This window comes from Scrofimicrobium canadense, assembly GCF_009696615.1.
Taxonomy (GTDB): domain Bacteria; phylum Actinomycetota; class Actinomycetes; order Actinomycetales; family Actinomycetaceae; genus Scrofimicrobium; species Scrofimicrobium canadense.
Window position 1 is genome coordinate 48,170 of the sequence record NZ_VULO01000008.1, and the last position, 17,196, is coordinate 65,365.

15 protein-coding genes and 1 pseudogene are annotated in these 17,196 nt (G+C 53.5%); 4 read left to right on the forward strand and 12 right to left on the reverse strand.

Annotated elements, in window-relative coordinates; translation table 11 throughout:
- Nucleotides 1-78 precede the first annotated feature (78 nt).
- The 4 genes from FYJ24_RS07475 to FYJ24_RS07490 all read right to left on the reverse strand — a co-directional run bounded on the left by FYJ24_RS07475 (nucleotide 79) and on the right by FYJ24_RS07490 (nucleotide 4,506).
- The gene (locus FYJ24_RS07475; RefSeq protein ID WP_154545113.1) at nucleotides 79-1,293 is read right to left on the reverse strand and encodes a hypothetical protein; all 1,215 of its coding nucleotides are present in this window, start codon (nucleotides 1,291-1,293) and stop codon (nucleotides 79-81) included.
- Between the two features lie 128 nt (nucleotides 1,294-1,421).
- Complete coding sequence (fbaA, locus tag FYJ24_RS07480; RefSeq protein WP_318656586.1) at nucleotides 1,422-2,447, reverse strand: class II fructose-bisphosphate aldolase; 1,026 nt, start codon at nucleotides 2,445-2,447, stop codon at nucleotides 1,422-1,424.
- Nucleotides 2,448-2,539: 92 nt separating this feature from the next.
- Complete coding sequence (locus FYJ24_RS07485; protein ID WP_154545115.1) at nucleotides 2,540-3,151, reverse strand: TrmH family RNA methyltransferase; 612 nt, start codon at nucleotides 3,149-3,151, stop codon at nucleotides 2,540-2,542.
- On the reverse strand, nucleotides 3,148-4,506 hold the full coding sequence (locus FYJ24_RS07490) for an MATE family efflux transporter (protein ID WP_154545117.1): 1,359 nt from the start codon (nucleotides 4,504-4,506) through the stop codon (nucleotides 3,148-3,150). Before FYJ24_RS07490 ends, FYJ24_RS07485 begins: the two co-directional genes overlap by 4 nt.
- A 281-nt stretch (nucleotides 4,507-4,787) precedes the next feature.
- Between FYJ24_RS07490 and FYJ24_RS07495 the strand changes: the two genes are divergently transcribed.
- Nucleotides 4,788-5,618: an HAD-IIA family hydrolase gene (locus tag FYJ24_RS07495; protein WP_154545119.1), complete on the forward strand. Its 831-nt coding sequence runs from the start codon at nucleotides 4,788-4,790 to the stop codon at nucleotides 5,616-5,618.
- On the opposite strand, the gene FYJ24_RS07500 is transcribed toward FYJ24_RS07495, so the two are convergent.
- Nucleotides 5,615-6,364, reverse strand: coding sequence for an SDR family NAD(P)-dependent oxidoreductase (locus tag FYJ24_RS07500; RefSeq protein ID WP_154545121.1), 750 nt, complete (start codon nucleotides 6,362-6,364; stop codon nucleotides 5,615-5,617). The two genes, FYJ24_RS07495 and FYJ24_RS07500, sit on opposite strands and share 4 nt — an antisense overlap.
- A 32-nt stretch (nucleotides 6,365-6,396) precedes the next feature.
- Between FYJ24_RS07500 and FYJ24_RS07505 the strand changes: the two genes are divergently transcribed.
- Nucleotides 6,397-7,182, forward strand: a complete 786-nt coding sequence (locus tag FYJ24_RS07505; RefSeq protein ID WP_154545123.1) for an exodeoxyribonuclease III — start codon at nucleotides 6,397-6,399, stop codon at nucleotides 7,180-7,182.
- 31 nt (nucleotides 7,183-7,213) lie between these two features.
- Here FYJ24_RS07505 and FYJ24_RS07510 read toward each other — a convergent pair whose 3' ends face one another.
- The 5 genes from FYJ24_RS07510 to FYJ24_RS07530 form a co-directional block, all read right to left on the reverse strand.
- Nucleotides 7,214-7,993: a serine hydrolase domain-containing protein gene (locus FYJ24_RS07510; RefSeq protein ID WP_154545125.1), complete on the reverse strand. Its 780-nt coding sequence runs from the start codon at nucleotides 7,991-7,993 to the stop codon at nucleotides 7,214-7,216.
- Nucleotides 7,990-8,727 carry a TetR/AcrR family transcriptional regulator gene (locus tag FYJ24_RS07515; RefSeq protein WP_154545127.1) on the reverse strand — a complete coding sequence of 246 codons (738 nt, stop codon included), beginning with the start codon at nucleotides 8,725-8,727 and terminating at the stop codon, nucleotides 7,990-7,992. The genes FYJ24_RS07510 and FYJ24_RS07515 overlap by 4 nt, the downstream gene beginning before the upstream one ends.
- Nucleotides 8,728-8,775: 48 nt before the next feature.
- Nucleotides 8,776-11,376, reverse strand: coding sequence for an ATP-dependent chaperone ClpB (gene clpB, locus FYJ24_RS07520; RefSeq protein ID WP_318656587.1), 2,601 nt, complete (start codon nucleotides 11,374-11,376; stop codon nucleotides 8,776-8,778).
- 119 nt (nucleotides 11,377-11,495) lie between these two features.
- Nucleotides 11,496-12,272 carry a hypothetical protein gene (locus FYJ24_RS07525; protein WP_154545129.1) on the reverse strand — a complete coding sequence of 259 codons (777 nt, stop codon included), beginning with the start codon at nucleotides 12,270-12,272 and terminating at the stop codon, nucleotides 11,496-11,498.
- A gap of 47 nt (nucleotides 12,273-12,319) precedes the next feature.
- Nucleotides 12,320-13,090 (reverse strand): YwiC-like family protein, encoded by a 771-nt coding sequence (locus tag FYJ24_RS07530; protein WP_154545131.1) that lies wholly within the window; start codon nucleotides 13,088-13,090, stop codon nucleotides 12,320-12,322.
- A 383-nt stretch (nucleotides 13,091-13,473) separates the two neighbouring features.
- Between FYJ24_RS07530 and FYJ24_RS07535 the strand changes: the two genes are divergently transcribed.
- Nucleotides 13,474-14,298, forward strand: coding sequence for a siderophore-interacting protein (locus tag FYJ24_RS07535; protein ID WP_154545133.1), 825 nt, complete (start codon nucleotides 13,474-13,476; stop codon nucleotides 14,296-14,298).
- 87 nt (nucleotides 14,299-14,385) lie between these two features.
- On the opposite strand, the gene FYJ24_RS07540 is transcribed toward FYJ24_RS07535, so the two are convergent.
- On the reverse strand, nucleotides 14,386-15,159 hold the full coding sequence (locus tag FYJ24_RS07540; RefSeq protein ID WP_154545135.1) for a sulfite exporter TauE/SafE family protein: 774 nt from the start codon (nucleotides 15,157-15,159) through the stop codon (nucleotides 14,386-14,388).
- A 39-nt stretch (nucleotides 15,160-15,198) separates the two neighbouring features.
- A complete protein-coding gene (locus FYJ24_RS07545) occupies nucleotides 15,199-16,323 on the reverse strand; it encodes an iron-containing alcohol dehydrogenase (protein WP_154545137.1) in 1,125 nt (374 codons plus the stop codon).
- Between the two features lie 250 nt (nucleotides 16,324-16,573).
- On the opposite strand from FYJ24_RS07545, the pseudogene FYJ24_RS12955 reads away from it, so the two are divergent.
- Nucleotides 16,574-17,037 (forward strand): annotated as a pseudogene (locus tag FYJ24_RS12955) (GntT/GntP/DsdX family permease).
- Nucleotides 17,038-17,196: the final 159 nt, after the last annotated feature.

The window sequence follows — 17,196 nt, forward strand, 5'->3', positions numbered from 1 at the left end:
GCATTGTGTTAACGCTAACACGCCGTGGATAACTGCTGGACCCTATATAAGACTTAGGACCCAGCAGTTGTCGACGTATCAGTCAGAGATTCCTGGTGTTTGCAGTTGTGACAGTTTTAGGTCACGGCGCTGATTACGAGCTCTCACATATTTCGCCAATGCAAGTTCACCAACCGCATCGACCATCAGCAGGACACCAGCAACAGTCCCTAAACGCCCAAGCCAATTGCGAGGCCGCCCGCGTCCCCGCCCTAAGACGATCAATGCAGTACCGACAGCTGCTTCGATGCCCGAGGTGACCGGCACTTGCCAGGGGCGTTCACTCACTCGCTGCGAATAGCGTTCCCACACTTCAGAATCGGACTCTTTCTGGTCCAGCATGATATTCATCGAACGTCCGATAGCGTTCGAAACTCCCCGCGCTTCATGAACGGATGCGCCTTCGATATCACTGAGCGTCTTGTTCCCCAGCAAGTAGTCAGCTACTGAGTCCGGTAGGCCCAATGCGGCAACGAACTGGTGAACTGCGGCCGAACCGCTGGCAGAAGCCGACTCCCATGCTGCGTCTCCCGATACTCCGGGGACTCCGTCATGAATCCGAAGCACTGTACTGCGAGAACCTACCAGTTCTTCAGCCATTGCCACGGCATCCGCATCAGAAAGCGATGCCGCTCCTGGGACTAGTTTCTGTTCCATTGCCCAATTGAAGGTGACGACGTTCTCTGGGTCTTCGTCTTCGACCAGAAACGCCTGGAACTCACCATCGTGATAGGTCAACGTCACTAGGGGAACATCTCCGAGGTACCAGCCAGATCGTTCCACTGGCAGTTCAGCCATCAGTGCGCGCTTTTGACCCGCTAGTTCAAGATCAGCCACGTCGACACCTTCAAAAGCTGCCATGAGTGGGACCGCTGAAGCGGGTGTTGAGCTTATCTCAACCACGCGCATGGGGCCAGTTTCTTCGGAGTCACTACGTTCAGCTGGCTGAGCATCTTCAGGAAGACGATCAACCCCCATGTCACCAATCATTACCTCAGCGTTGAGCTGTCCTGCCAAGTCCTCTACAAAACTGATCAGTGTTGGTCCGGGCACAACGCCATCGGTTTTGTTCTTCCATGATGCCAACGCTTCACCGTCAGTAGCGACGGTGATCCCCATCATATTGGGGGTCTGCGGGTACCACTCTAGCTCGGCAATAACACCGGTCTTTGCGACGTAGGCACTCACCGCCTCCGGATCCAAATCGACCGCGATGATCATGCCTTCTAGTTGTAGCCACTCGATTTTTTCCATGAAGAGCCTTTCTCCCTGATCCCATCTCACCATGAATGAGTCTACTTGTCTCCCCCTTAAAGCCCGTAAAAGAGAAGATAAGCAAATAGCCCGCCACTATCCGCGGCGGGCTACTGCATGATCAGTATTTACTTATTGGTTGATCCGACCGAACCGAGACGCTCACATGCCTCAACAACGCGGGCAGCCATGCCAGCTTCCGCAGCTTTGCCCCACGCACGTGGATCGTATTCCTTCTTATTGCCAACTTCGCCGTCAATCTTCAAGACACCGTCATAGTGCTTGTACATCCAGTCGGCAACTGGACGGGTGAACGCATACTGAGTGTCAGTATCCACGTTCATCTTGATGACACCGTTTGCTACTGCCAAAGCAATCTCATCGGCCGTAGAACCAGATCCGCCATGCATGACGAGGTCAAAGGGCCGATCGCCAGCATTGTGGGCAGCGCCGACAGCTTCCTGGATCTCTCCAAGAATCTCCGGACGCAGTTTCACCGCACCGGGCTTGTACACGCCATGTACGTTTCCAAAGGTAAGTGCGGTCAGGTAACGACCCTTTTCACCGAGGCCAAGGGCCTCTACGGTCTTGAGGCCATCTTCAACAGAAGTGTAGAGCTTTTCGTTGATCTCAGCCTTGACGCCATCTTCTTCGCCACCAACGACACCGATTTCGACCTCAAGAATCGTGTCCGAGGCAACAGCCAGGGCCAACATCTTCTTGGCGATCTCAAGGTTCTCGGCCAGTGGCACCGCGGAGCCATCCCACATATGCGACTGGAAGAAAGGAAGACGCCCAGCTTTGACCTCTTCTACTTCCAGCTCCATGATCGGAATGATCCAGGAGTCCAGGTTCTGCTTGGCGCAGTGATCGGTGTGCAAAGCAACAGTCACGGGATAGTCTTTGGCTACCTCGCGAGCATAGGCTGCCATGGCAAGTGAACCGGAAACGCGGTTCTTAATTGTTGAACCTGACCAGTACTCAGCACCGCCAACAGACACCTGAATAATTCCATCAGACTCTGCATCAGCAAAACCCTGCAGGGCAGCGGTGAGCGTCTGAGATGAGGTGACGTTGATGGCGGGGTATGCGAACTTGCCTTTCTTGGCTTTGTCCAGCATTTCCTTATAAACATCAGGTGTTGCGATTGGCACAGGGGCCTCCTCTTCAAGGGAACAGTTCCAGGCACTATTCTGCCATAAGGCAGACTACCCCCGTCCATGCGTATCGCGTAGGAATTAAGGCCCTAGTCACCAGTCTTATGGGTAGTTACCCACGCCCACATTGCTATGGCAGCAGCATGCCCCACGTTCATCGAACGAGTAGAACCATATTGGGTGATGTGGTGAATCGCGTCGCATTGAGCTCTCATTGCCGGGCTGAGGCCCGCACCCTCTTCTCCAAAAACAAGCACCGCGTTAGGCGGTAGCTGAGCAGTCTCTAGTGGTGTGGATTCGTCAAGAATATCGATGCCCACAAGTGTTCTGCCCCGTCTTCGCACATCAGTAACAAAGCTGTCCACCTCGGAAAAATGGTCAACCGGCAAATATCGATCGGTCACCATTGCACCGCGACGATTCCACCTGCGTCTACCCACAATGTGGACACTTGAAGCGCCGAGGGCGTTTGCAGTACGCACTATAGAACCAATATTGAAATCGTGCCCCAGGTTTTCGATAGCGATTTCGTAGCCTAGAGAATGAGAGGCTATCGCCTCTGCAATAGCCTCCCGCTTCCAATACCGATATTCGTCGAGGACATTACGCCGGTCCCCCGATGCTAATAACTCTGCATCGAAATGGTCTCCTTCAGGCCACTTACCCTGCCATGGCCCCACACCAATGCTTCTGTCAGTCATGACCTCACACTAGCAAGGCGTACGGACGACTCATTCAAGTGGCGTCTGGCAACTAACCACGCGGGAATCAGAAGACAGACAGCCGCGACCCAGGCCAGCGGGTTTGCCCATGTGACGCCAGCAAATCCGAACGTCCCTCCCAAAATGGTGGCAGCGGCGACTCTAAGGACAAGCTCTAGCACACCAGTAAGAGTTGGGACAAGCACCCTGCCCAGCCCCTGAAGCGCTCCACGAGTAACAAAAAGAATTCCAAGAACGATGTAAAACAGGCCATTGACAACAAGGAAATAGTGCGCCATCGATACAACTTCGCTATTTCCTCTACCTACGAATGCGTGAATGATGTAATCTCCACACGAAATAAGAAGTACAGCGACAGTGACAGCCACGATACTGGCAACAACCGCACACTGTCTGGTCCCCACCCGCACGCGTTCATACAGGCCCGCACCATAGTTTTGTGCAACGAAAGTCGATGCTGCCAACCCGAGAGATGCCAAGAAAGCATTGGCTAAACCATCCACGCGAGTTGCCGTCGTATATGCAGCAACTGCTTCTTCACCGAGAAGATTCAGCCGAATTTGCACTGCCAAAGTACCAATAGCGATGATTGATGCCTGAAATCCCATCGGAAGGCCCAAACGCAAGTGGAGTGAAAGCCCTTGCCAATTAATACGCCAGTCGTTTCGGCGCATGTGCAAAACAGGAATTGCCCGCCGTACATAGATGAGGCACAGAGCAACCGAACATGCTTGAGCGATGATGGTGGCACCAGCAGCGCCCGCAATTCCTAGGTGCAGATACTTGACCATGAGAATTACAAGAGCCACATTTACTGCGCAAGAAATAACCAAGAAAATCAAAGGTGTACGGGAATCACCGATGGCTCTGATTATTGCTGATAAGTAGTTAAAGAACATCGTTGCAGTTGTGCCCCAAAAGCTGACAACTGCGAAAGTGGTCGCATCGTTGAGCAGTGATTCTGGTGTCTGCAACAGTTGCAAGAGGGGACGCGAAAAAGTAACTCCCAGTACGGTCACTAATAAGCTGGCAATCGCGGTGAGAGCAGTTCCTGAAGCGATTGAACGTCGTAGTGCCACAAAGTTTCCGGCGCCAAATGCCTGCGCGGTAGGAATGGCAAAACCAGTAGTCATTCCCCAAGCAAATCCCATGAGTAGAAAGAGAATAGCTCCGGTCGTCCCGACGGCAGCGAGGGGGTTAACTCCGAGGTTTTGCCCCACCACCATCGCATCAACAACTTGATAGAGCTGTTGCACGACATTGCCTATCAGTAGCGGGATGGCGAATACAACAATTACGCGCCAAGGCGTACCCGTGGTAAGGGTCTTCGACATGGGTGGAATACTCCAAGCTCATTGCAGGTGCAGTCTGTGGGGTCCCGCGGCTCTTGTCCGCATGGGCTGTGCCCTGCCCCTCTTTTTCACGAGGCCAGCGACACCACTTAATCTTATCCCTCTTCCCCCCTAGTCCTCTAGCTCCAATTCACGTGAGCTAGCTCGCTAGTTGAAGAGGTTTATTCCTCAAGAAACCCCTGCTTTTTTCATATCACATGAATAAAAGGTGAAGTTAATGTCAATCGGCGCATTTATTCCACGCAACTAGCTAGAGTTAAACCATGACATCAGAGAAAGAAAATATGATGACGGCAACCAGTCGGGTTCCCCATGCACCTATCACTGCATGGCTAACAGACATGGATGGTGTGCTCGTCAAGGAGAATCGGGCTCTGCCCGGCGCGCAAGATTTTTTGGACGCTCTCAATGAGAACGGTCTGCCATTTCTTGTTCTCACCAACAATTCGATCTTCACAAACCGCGATCTTTCCGCACGGCTGGCTCAGTCAGGTCTCAGCGTGCCAGAGGACCGAATTTGGACTTCAGCGAATGCCACCGCAGCATTCTTGGCACAGCAATCACCCGCATCAACTGCTTATGTTATTGGCGAAGCAGGGCTCACTACCGCACTGCATCATGCTGATTACATCATGACTGATGCAGAACCCGAATATGTGGTCTTGGGAGAAACCCGCACCTATGATTTTAATGCGATCACTCGCGCAATCCGCCTGATTGAGCACGGTGCAAAGTTCATCGCAACAAATCCAGATATTACTGGTCCGTCAGATGAGGGAACTCTCCCCGCCACAGGGGCTGTCGCCGCCATGATTCAAGCCGCAACGGGACGCAGACCATATTTCGTCGGCAAACCTAACCCTGTCATGATCCGAGCTGGTCTCAACCAAATTGGGGCTCACTCAGAGGGCGCCGCAATGATTGGTGACCGGATGGATACCGATGTGCGGGCGGGCGTTGAGGCAGGTCTACGAACGCACCTGGTGCTTTCCGGTTCTAATACCCTTGCAGATGTGGAAGCATTCCCGTACCGCCCCGCAGTTATAGCAGAGTCGATTGCTGACTTAGTTCCCCTTGTCGGTGCCTCGGACTAGGTGTGTGGAAGCCTACGGGTGACCGCGCGTACCACCGAGCGCGGCGCTATTCGTGAAAGTCCTCCGACTGCCTTGTATAGGGCTGTCGGAGTGACAACCACCTGTTTCCTTCTGGCGGCTTTGAGAGCATCTCTCACAACAGTACCGGGGTCGCCCCATACAAACTGGGGAACGTCTGAAAGGTCGGCTCCCATCCGCTCATGGAATTCTGTGCGCACCAGACCCGGTAGGACAACCGTCGCGCTTACCCCAGTTCCGCGAAGCTCTTCTGACAGTCCCTCGGTGAATGCACGAACCCACGCTTTGTGGGCCGAATAGGTCCCCATTCCAGTGTCAGCAGCTACCGATGAAACATTGATTATGGCCCCACGTCCACGCTCACGCATTGCACGACCCGCGAAATGACACGTAGCCATCACAGCTTGGACCATCACGTCTAAAGCATAGAGTTCGCGGTCTAATGCGCCATTGAGGAAGCTTTCACCCAGGCCAAATCCTGCATTGTTGACCACAATATCGACTGAGCTCACCCTCTTGCATACCTCTGTGAGGTCACGGGGATCGGCTAGGTCTGCTGCTAAAATGTCAATCTTCGCACGAGTCACTGTTTGCAGTTGTTGCGCTGTGCGTTCAAGGCGCTCTTGATTGCGAGCAACAAGAATAAGGTCATGTCCCTGTTCCGCAAGCTGCCAGCAGAACTCTTTTCCTAACCCTGAAGTTGCACCTGTTACTAATGCACTTGCCATGCAATAAGACTAGCAGTCACTATCCTAGGAGCATGAGAATCGCTACGTGGAACGTAAACTCCGCCAGAACCCGAGTCGACCGTATTATCGCTTTTTTGCAACGCTCTAACGTTGATATGTTGGCCATGCAAGAAATCAAATGCCGCCCCGACCAGTTTCCAATTGATGCTTTCACTGAAGCCGGATATGAGGTTGCCATCCACGGCTTGAATCAGTGGAACGGCGTTGCCATCGCAAGCAAACTTCCACTGCTCGACGTACGTGACCAGTTCCCATCGCAACCTACCTGGCAAGACACTGTGGAAGCACGGGCCTTGGCAGCAACGGTAGAGTCTCCAGCGGGACCACTAACGTATTGGAGTTTGTACATTCCTAACGGACGCGAGATCAGCCATCCGCACTACCAATACAAACTGGAGTGGTTAGCGGCTCTGCAAGCGGATGCATCAGGGTGGCTGCGCGAAGATCCCGATGCGCTTATCGCTATGGGGGGCGATTGGAATGTCGCGCCACGAGATGAAGACGTATGGGATATTGATTTTTTTGCTGGTGCCACTCACGTGACCCCCGCTGAGCGTGAAGCATTCTCAGCCTTTGAAGATGCCGGGTACCGCGAAGTGACACGGCCCCAAGTGGAAGGCTACACGTATTGGGACTATCAGCAATTACGCTTCCCGAAGAACGAAGGGATGCGCATCGACTTTATGTACGCATCACCGGCTTTAGCAGACCGGGTTGTTTCGGCAGAAATTGACCGCAATGAGCGCAAAGGAAAAGGAGCCTCCGATCACGTACCAGTAATCGTTGATTGGGAATAGGCTCCGCAGATTTGCGCGGGCCGCATTGCACTTACTCCAGTGGTAAAGTTGGCCAGTTCTTCTTATGCCAAGGACCAAAAGGCTCTTCACCAAGAAAAACACCTGCCAACCCTGACATTGGATCGGCCCACACGAATGATCCGGACTGGCCAAAGTGGCCGAATGTCTGCGCACTGACTGTCGGTGGCGTCCAGTGATCAGTTTTATTCCCTCGAATCTCTGGGCCAAGACCCCACAGATTAGGATCCTGACGGCCGTAGCCTGGCAGTATCCCCACCAGGTCCGGGAATGCAGGCGTATGCATAGCCTGCGCAGTGGTCGAATCGAGAAGCTGCGGATCAAGAAACTCTTGTGCGAGTATCGACAGGTCTGCCACATTACCCTGGCCGCAATGGGCTGGCGATCCGTTCACCTCAACTGAGGCCATTCCAAGTGGCTCTGACACTTCCCGCCGCAACCATTGTGGTGCCGAACAACCGGTGGCTGCCTCGATCTCATGCCCTAAGACTTCGTACCCCTGATTGGAGTAAATCCGGCGTGCCCCCACCCGGGCTGCTGTCTGCGTCCCGTCTCCTTCAGGCGCTAAACCAGACGCATGTGCCAGTACATGCGCGATTGTGGCCTGCGGGGGGCCGGCCGCCTGATCATATGACATAAGCTCACGTTGAATTGCCACGTGTACCCCTAGTGCGGTAATCAGTTTGGTGACCGAAGCCAGGGGGAAAACTCGGCCAACGTCTCCGTATTGAACGCGCACTGCCCCCGATCTGTCGATTACTGCGTAACCGTAGTCAAAGGGAACGTCGATCATCGGGTGAGTTCTCGATTCACAATGAGAACTCTTTGGAATGATCCAGCCAGTTCTTCTGGCACAGCGGCCGCAATTGCCAGTAACCCATCAGAGCCAAGCTGCAGTATTTTTACTGCTAAAGCAAGTAACCTACCCACAAGGTACTGCCCGGGCTCGAGACCATCAGGATACTCACTGACGATCAGGCCCCCATACCAAGCGCCGATAAGCATGTCGGCAATACCTTCTGAAGAGAACAATGGCACGCACCATTTTTCTTCGGCTAGGAGGTCAACGCGCTCAACGATGAGGGCCCGAATATGTTGCATCCGTTCAGAATAGTGGTCATGGAGCGGGTGGCCAGGCGACGCCGCTTCAGTAGCCATGGTTGAATCAAAACGTGCCAACATTGGAAATTCTTCAAGAGCCGTTAAGCGCAAGAGCGCGGCTCCAAGGCCGGTGAGACTATGCTTGTAGTCCCCAACTGTAGTCTCACCGGTCCCTGGATTTACTTTGATTGCGTCTATCCCCAATTGGCTGTGCCAACGCGCCATGGTTGAGAAAAGAAGAGCTTCTTTGGTCGGGAAGTGATAGATCACCGCCGGATGCGATATACCAACGATCTTCGCGACGTCTCGCAAAGAAAAACCATAATATCCTTTGTCTCCAAAAAGCTCAGTGGCGGCTACAAGAATTGCTTCTTTTGTAGCGCGCCCAGAGCCATATGCGCCCCGTACTTTGGGACTCTCCGACATGGAGCACCTCCGAGCTTTCAGTCAACTCTTCTATTGTTCCACGTGTTGTCACTGCGTCCGAATTCTTAGCCCCTCGTTTTCGTTATTTAATTCAACTTCTACCTGATCACCGTCGTTGATCTCCCCGGCGAGGAGCTCGACAGCAAGACGGTCGCCCACTTCCTTTTGGACGAGGCGACGAAGTGGACGGGCTCCAAAAGCAGGATCGTAGCCGTGGTCTTCCAACCACTTGCGGGCTTCTGGTGCAACAGAAAGCTCGATGCGACGGGACTGCAAACGTTTCGCCATCTGTGCAACCTGCAAATCGACGATCTTACCCAACTCTTCTTTGGTGAGTGGATCAAAAATGACTATCTCATCAAGTCGATTGAGGAACTCGGGCCTGAATGCTCGGTGAACTTCTCCCATCACGGCCTCACGCTTCCCTTCGGATGAAAGCTCAGGGTCGATCAAATACTGAGACCCTAGGTTTGAGGTCAAAATGAGTATGGTGTTTCGGAAGTCTACGGTTCGTCCCTGGCCATCAGTGAGGCGCCCATCGTCGAGGACCTGCAATAAAATGTTGAAGATCTCCGGGTGAGCCTTTTCCACCTCGTCTAAAAGAACGACGGAATATGGCCTGCGGCGCACGGCTTCGGTTAGCTGCCCACCTTCGTCGTATCCCACGTAACCCGGAGGGGCACCCACAAGCCTGGCAACCGCATGCTTCTCAGAGTATTCACTCATATCGATGCGGATCATTGCCCGCGGATCATCAAAGAGAAATTCCGCGAGTGACTTCGCCAGTTCGGTCTTACCAACACCAGTAGGCCCGAGGAAGAGGAACGAGCCGGTTGGACGATCGGGGTCCGACACGCCCGCACGCGACCGCCGAACAGCATCGGCCACAGCCCTGACCGCGGCTTCTTGTCCTATGAGTCGCTCACCAATCCATTTCTCCATTTCGAGGAGTTTTTCAGTTTCTCCTTGGAGCAGGCGTCCCGTAGGTATGCCGGTCCATGACTGGATAACTTCAGCGATTTCTTGCGGCCCAACCTTGTCAGCGATCATCGGATCGAGAGAATCCTCAGCTTGCTGCGCGTCTGCAAGTTCAGCCTCGGCAATTTCTGCCTCGATAGCAGGAATCTCGCCGTTTTGAATCCGCCCGGCTTCATCATACCTACCATCACGCATAGCCAGTTCAAAAGCCGTACGCAGCTCATCAAGTTTCGCGCGCAAGTCACCGACGCGGTTGCGTCCAGCTTTTTCATTTTCCCACCGTGCCACTAACGCAGAAAGCTCTTCGTCTTTGTCAGCAATTTCGTCTTGGAGCCGCACGAGGCGCTCTTGGGCCGCGTCATCAGCCTGTTCGGGATCAGACTCACGCAAGTACGTCTCTTCCATCTTCATGCGGTCAAGCGCCCGGCGTAGTTCGTCAATCTCTACCGGCGAAGAGTCCAACTCCATCCGCAAGCGCGAAGCAGCCTCGTCAACAAGATCGATTGCCTTATCGGGCAGTTGCCGTCCCGTGATGTAACGGTCTGATAGCTGTGCCGCCGCTACCAACGCACCATCGGAAATAGTGACCTTATGATGCGCTTCATACTTTGGTGCGATGCCACGCAATATGGCCACGGTATCTTCAACGCTGGGTTCTCCAACAAAGACTTGTTGGAATCGGCGCTCTAGTGCGGGATCCTTTTCAATATTCTCCCGGTACTCATCAAGTGTGGTGGCACCCACCATGCGGAGTTCACCGCGTGCCAACATTGGCTTGAGCATGTTGCCCGCATCCATGGAGCCTTCTGATGCTCCTGCGCCGACGACGGTGTGCATTTCATCAATGAAGGTAATGACTTCCCCGTCAGAGTTGGCGATCTCTTCTAGGACGGCCTTGAGTCGTTCTTCGAACTCTCCGCGATATTTGGCGCCAGCAACCATGGCCCCTAGGTCTAGTGCAATGAGTTTTTTGTCCCGCAGACTTTCAGGAACGTCACCTTCAACAATGCGTTGTGCTAGTCCTTCGACAACAGCTGTTTTACCCACGCCGGGTTCTCCAATGAGCACCGGGTTATTTTTTGTGCGCCGCGAGAGAACTTGAACTACGCGCCGAATTTCGGCGTCGCGACCAATCACCGGGTCAAGTTTTCCTTCCCTGGCCACTTCTGTCAGATCACGACCGTACTTCGCCAATGCTTGGAACGTGCCTTCTGGGTTTGCGCTATCAACAGGCTCGGGGCGCAGCCGTGTAAGAGCCGCCTCGAGTTCTTCTGGGGTCGCCCCATCTGCTTGGAGAATCTTCCCTGCTTCAGTGTCTGACCCAGCCAGTGCGATCAATAGATGCTCTGTGGAAACGTAGGTGTCCCCCCGCGATTCTGCCAGTTTTTGAGCGGCTGTAATAATATTGAGGAAGGCCCTGCTGGGCTGAGGTTGCCCGACACTGCTTCCAGAGCTTGCTGGAAGCGCCACAAGTGCCGTACGGGTTTGAGCGCCAACCTGTCCGCGCTGCGCACCAACCGCCGCTAGGAGCGAAATGGCAATTCCTTCTGGCTGTTCTAGCAGCGCCTCGAGGAGGTGCAGCGGTTCTACTTGCGGGTTCCCGGCGGCCGCTGCCATCTGTACTGCAGCGCTCACCGCCTCTTGAGATTTAGTGGTGAGATTTTGACTCACGAATAACTCCTTACTATGCGTTCATAATGTCTTTTGCGAGGCGTTACCACCTCGTTCACATAGTTGAGTCTACCCCGCTCAAGTTTTTCTTGCGCGTTGAAATCACCACAGTTTTTCTACTACCAAGAAGTGCGCATGTACTCTCTTCGCGCCCGGTTGCGCGACACCAGCCACACAATTCCGCCGATCGTGAGGCCAATACCAATGACGCCAATGACGGAGGCAACGATGAGCGCAATGACGGTTCCTTGCACCATATCGCCAAGCTGACCACCCTGCATGACCATGAGTCCACTACTTCCTGCAGGTCCACAGTCAATTGTGTAGCTTCCTGGAGTAATACCCGTTCCCGAGACAACACCATCTGTGCTTTGGTAGAGGGTGAACTCTCCACCGTCACCACTGAGTGTGCACTCATCGGGCTGTTGCACGCCCGACCCGAATACTCCGATGGTGCCAGAGTCATCGACGGTGACTGTCGAACCGTTGGCCCCCATGCCTCCAACCAGCGTCCCGAAGTCTGTACTTCCTAGGATGATGCCGATCGCGGTAGCAATGGGCAGAATAAAAACGCACACCAAACCAATGACGAGCATCCATATTGCACCGGCCCGCGAGGGCATCGGGCCAGTAGGACCAGCATATGCTGCCGGACCAGGAGGCGGCGGTGTGGGTGCCTGCCCACCCGAATACACCGGCCAGGGGCGTTCAGGCTCTGTGGGAGTCGAAGCTGGCTGGGTACCCCAGTTCTGAGACCGCTGCCCATATCTGGGGGCATCCTCATTGTGTGGCGGAATAGAAGGTGCCGAGTCCTCAGCAGGATCAGGACCAGGTTCCACGCCTTTATTTTCTTCAGGTTCACTGGGGGGCATATAACGCCCTATCGGGTCACTCACTCTTGATTCTCCTAACGTCGAGTCTATGCTACCGGCCCCACGCCTCATCAGCCGTAGATGGCGACGCAATAGGTAAGAACTGACATCGCGATCTCTCCTGCCCCAATGAGTCCGGGACGCACGCGAGTTCCTTTTTTCTGCATAAGCGGAAGCATTACCGCACGAGTCGCGAGCACAGCCGCCAGTACCATGTACCACCACGAAAACCCGCGCGAGATTGCCAGCAGTAGAGCAACTACCAGCAATGCGCCGTGGTATGTCCAGCTCACCCACATCCACCTGGGGTTATTACGCCCACGAATCATAGATCGAACGTAGAAAATCGAGCCTAGAAGGTAACACAAAACAACGGCGGTGGCGATAATCTCCTCGCTCCACGAGCGAAGCATTGGACCGATCATGTAGGCCGCCGGTGAGAGAAATACGCAGACAACGACAAGAAGAGCCCTCGCCCACACTCCAGTACTTCTTCCGCAATACCACTCGTAGATCAAGAAAGGAATATATGGCAGAAGAACCCAGGACCATGTAAAGAGAAAAGGGCGCGAAATGAGCAGTATGAGTCCAAAAATGGCCGTCAGCCCAACATACGTCACAAGAGCGGGATAGTAACGGGGTTTTCTGCGAGATTTGAGCCAGGTTTCCCACACCTGCGCCGCAAGGAACGTACTCAATGCAGCTCCTAACAAAGCCAGCTGCACAGGTGCAAAACCGCCCACCCCCATCCCTACCAGTACGGGTAACAGCACAATGGCCCAGCCTCCGTGCTGGCTAGGAAGCCACCCCTTTCGCACTAACATGCGTGAGCGTGATCCCACCTGTACCTCCTTGGGTATTTATTACAAGGATAATAGGTAAAAACGCAAGTTTTTAGACCTTCCTTCCTTTTCTTAGAATTGCCATTACCGCAGAGTCGACTAAGACGAACTACCTGGCGAACACTATCTCATCTGCCTCACCAGCTGATCCGCGCACGCAATGACCCCGGAGCGCTATACAGAGCTAGGGACATAGTTCCTACTGTAACTAACCTTGCATGATAGCTCCTCGTCCATTGTCGCAGACAACACACACTGACTTTATGCAAGTGACAATATCCCGACTCCACAGCACAACCAAGAAACTTCACAAAACTTAGGGTAGCCTAAGATGGACTGATAGCCGCTGTGTATTGACGTTAGTTGATAGTGATTGAGGTTTTATGAGCGTAGTATTCGCCCGCGAACGCGTGAGGCATCCCCTCCACAGGCGCACTCTGCAGGTTTCCGCCTCCTCGAGAATTTTTCCTTCGTTAACGCGGATTACGTTGCGCGGAGAAGAATTAGCTGGTTTCACCGCGCCTGGTCCTGCTGATCATATAAAAGTATTCTTCCCTGATCCTGTCACTGGCGTGACAGCTGTCCCACAGTTCACTTCCGAGGGGATACACCCACCCGCTTCTGGAACTGTTATCGCCAGGGACTACACGCCTCTGGAGTTTCGAGCAGACGGCCCCCACGGCCCTGAACTTGATATTGATTTTGTGTTACACGGCGATGATGGACCGGCCTCAGCCTGGGCAGCGCGGGCTACCCCTGGAGACTCGCTCACTATTGCAGGCCCACGAGGCTCCCATTTACCGCCGCCTAATATCGAACACTTGATCGTGGTGGCCGACGAAACTGCACTTCCTGCAGCTAAGAGGTGGCTGAGCTTTGCGGGCGACAATATACCTGTCACTGCCCTATTGTCGGTCAGCGATCCTGAAGCAACAAGCTATCTAGACTCAGACGCCCCGCATAGTCTCCGTTGGTTCTTTGGCGATGACCGCTCAACTCAAGTAGAGATAGCACTGCGGGAGTTGACGGTCACCGATAGAACGTTTGTTTTCCTCGCGGGCGAGGCAACTGCACTTATTCCATTGCGCCGGCATTTACGCCGAGACCTGGGGCTTTCTGCCTCTCAGGTTGACGCCAGCGGATACTGGAAGCGCGGTGAGGCGAACCTCGATCACCATGCGCCTCTCGACCCCAGCGACCCCGACTAGTCACTACTTTTCCTCTAGAAAAAGCGGACTGCGCCTCTGCGCAGATTTCTAGGTTTCTGAACGGTTCGGCGTGCAGATCGACTTTAATCAGAAGAGCAACGCCACCGAGCTTACGACGGTGAGAACCAATACGATGGGATCGAATATGCGATTCGTCATGCGTAGGGCAAAAAATCTTCCTGCTACCGCCCCCAGAATAACTATCGGAGCTAATACAAGGGTAGAAAGAAGCGTTTGCGAGGTAATGAGGCCAATGCCGGCAGAAAAGGGAACTTTGAGAAGGTTGACGACAAAGAAAAACCACGCTGAAGTCCCTAAGAATTTCACAACTTCGAAACGAGCGGCTAGAAAATAGAGCGACATGACAGGCCCACCTGCGTTTGCTGCCATCGTCGTGAATCCCCCCAGAGCGCCGTACGCTCCGCGTATAAGAGGATTGGCAGTAACCGACACCTTAGTGGAACTCTCATTATTTGCGGCAAACATGCGTTTCCACATTGGAGAACGCATAGTCAAAGTAAGCCCTATCAGACACAGTAAAATAATCGCAATAGCTTTTTTCATCACTGCGTCATTGACGTACAAAAGGAAGATTGCGCCCAGAACAATTCCTACAAGAACAGTGGGGACTAAGTTTTTCAGTACTCGCCAATCAGCATCATGGCGATATGTCCACACAGCAATGAGGTCTCCCATAAGGAGCAATAAAAGCATTGCCGCGGTGGACTGGCGCGCTGGCAAAACTGCCGCAAATAGCGCCACAACCAGCGTCCCAGCACCGGGCAATGCTGTTTTAGATATACCGATAAGAAACGCTGCAACAGTGAGAACAACCCACCCCAAAAGATCGACATCGAACATGTCCGCTATCCCGCGTTTCCGTTGTCGTTATCGGTGGCACTACATGAGTTGGGCGCTTTTTGTCCTCAGCAATTCCACTACTTCCGCTAGCGAGAGCTGAGCGACATTGTTCTTATAGTTATTTGCTTCCAGAGTCTTTTGCGCAACTATCTCAATATCTTCTAGGGGCACATTGATTTCTTCAAGAGTCATCCGCATACCGATATTCGCCTTCACCACGTTGAGACGATCAGCAGCCTCGTCAGCATCCTTAAAGCCAATCCTCTGTAGCAGCGTGTTAATTTCGGGCCTAGCCTGAGCATTGACACGTATCCATGCATCTTCTGTAAAGGCTGTAGCCTCGCCATGGGGGACCCCATACTTTGACGTGAGGTAGTACGATGCCGCGTGCGAACCAGTGGTTCCAGTCTGCGAGAACGCTAAGCCTGCAATCAGACTGGCAAGCATCATTGCATCAATGCTGTCATGGTCTTTATCATTCACAGCCTTCTCGAGGTTCGCGAAGGCAATCTCAGCCCCATTGAGCGCATTCATGTCGCTCAGTGGAGTGTGTTTGACGCTGCTGAGAGCATCGAGACAGTGAGCTATGACGTCTACGCCCGCTGTAGCAATAATCCGTGGCGGTGCAGAATAGACCAGCGTTGAATCGACTATGGCAAGTTCGGGAAATAGGAGTGGGCTTCCCAAGGGAAACTTGATGTCTTTTTCTTCCCAGCTAATGATTGCCACCGGTGTAACCTCGCTGCCGGTGCCGGCCGTCGTAGGAACCGCGATAATCGGCAATGCACGCGAAACGGGTGAACCGGTCACCAAATCCTCTGCACTGACATCGGAGCCGATTGCCGCTGCCGCGGCTTTGGAAGCGTCAATTACCGATCCCCCACCAAGAGCGACAATCCCATCCGCCTGTATTTTCTTCGCAGCGGCTACAGCACCGTTGACATTATGGACGGTGGGATTGGGATCTACGTCAGAGTAGACCCCGCGAATAATTCCTTGTGAGGCGGCAACCAGTTTGTCTGCGACGCCAGAGTGCGCCATAAAAGGGTCTGCCACCAGGAGGACACTGCGGTGTCCGGTTTGACTCAGGCTATTTCCTACATTTTGCGTTTCACCACGCCCGAAAATGATCCGAGTCGGCGAGTACTGTACCCAGCTTGTCATCGGTAACCTCTCTGTTCGTTACGAGTGCGGGTCACGCCCACACCACAAGTGTACCATTTGTACTGACATTTAAAGTAGCTACTTGCTGTTCACGGCTTCCACCTTTAGCCATAATGCCGGTAAATCTGGGCACTACGACCTTGAACAACATGAACTAGGGCTTTAGGCACTTATTTTGTCCTAACAAAGATGTTATTCTATTGTGAACTACTGTGCGGCGTGCACACTCGAAATCCATGTGGGAGTATCCGTGGGAAACACTTTTTTAATCGTTGTCTTCGCCATTGACCTCCTCTTGGTCATAGTCCTCATTCTCAAAGCTCGATGTCATGCCTCGATCGCACTACTGCTCGCTGCTTTAGCAATGGCAGTAGTGACGAGAACTCCCCTCTCCGACATTATTGGCATCATTGCTGAGGGGGTTGCATCGATCTTAGGATCACTCACTCTCACAATTGGCTTGGGTCTATCCTGGGGAAAAGTGTCGAAGAGTCTGGAGGGGCGCATTCGATAGCTACTACTTTGCTGGCGAAATCTGGCAGTCGGCGCTCCCTACTTGTGATGGCCACTCTAGGCTTAATCTTCGGAATTCCTCTGTTCGGCCCCGTCGGCATCGTGCTGCTTACACCGTTAGCGGCGACAGTGGCAAAGGAAGCTCAGCTATGCACGCTTCGGGTGGCGCTGCCACTTGTCATCACCTTGTCCATTAACTGACTCAGTGCAGCAGCCTGGGCCATGTGACAAGTGCCGGAGCCGTATACGGCCCCGGGTACAGCTTTATGACCCCGTACGTGGGAAGTGGGAGTTAAAGATGGGCGAAGTGGAATGCACTCCACTTCGCCCACCGCGTCGGGTCAAGGACTACGCGTCTAT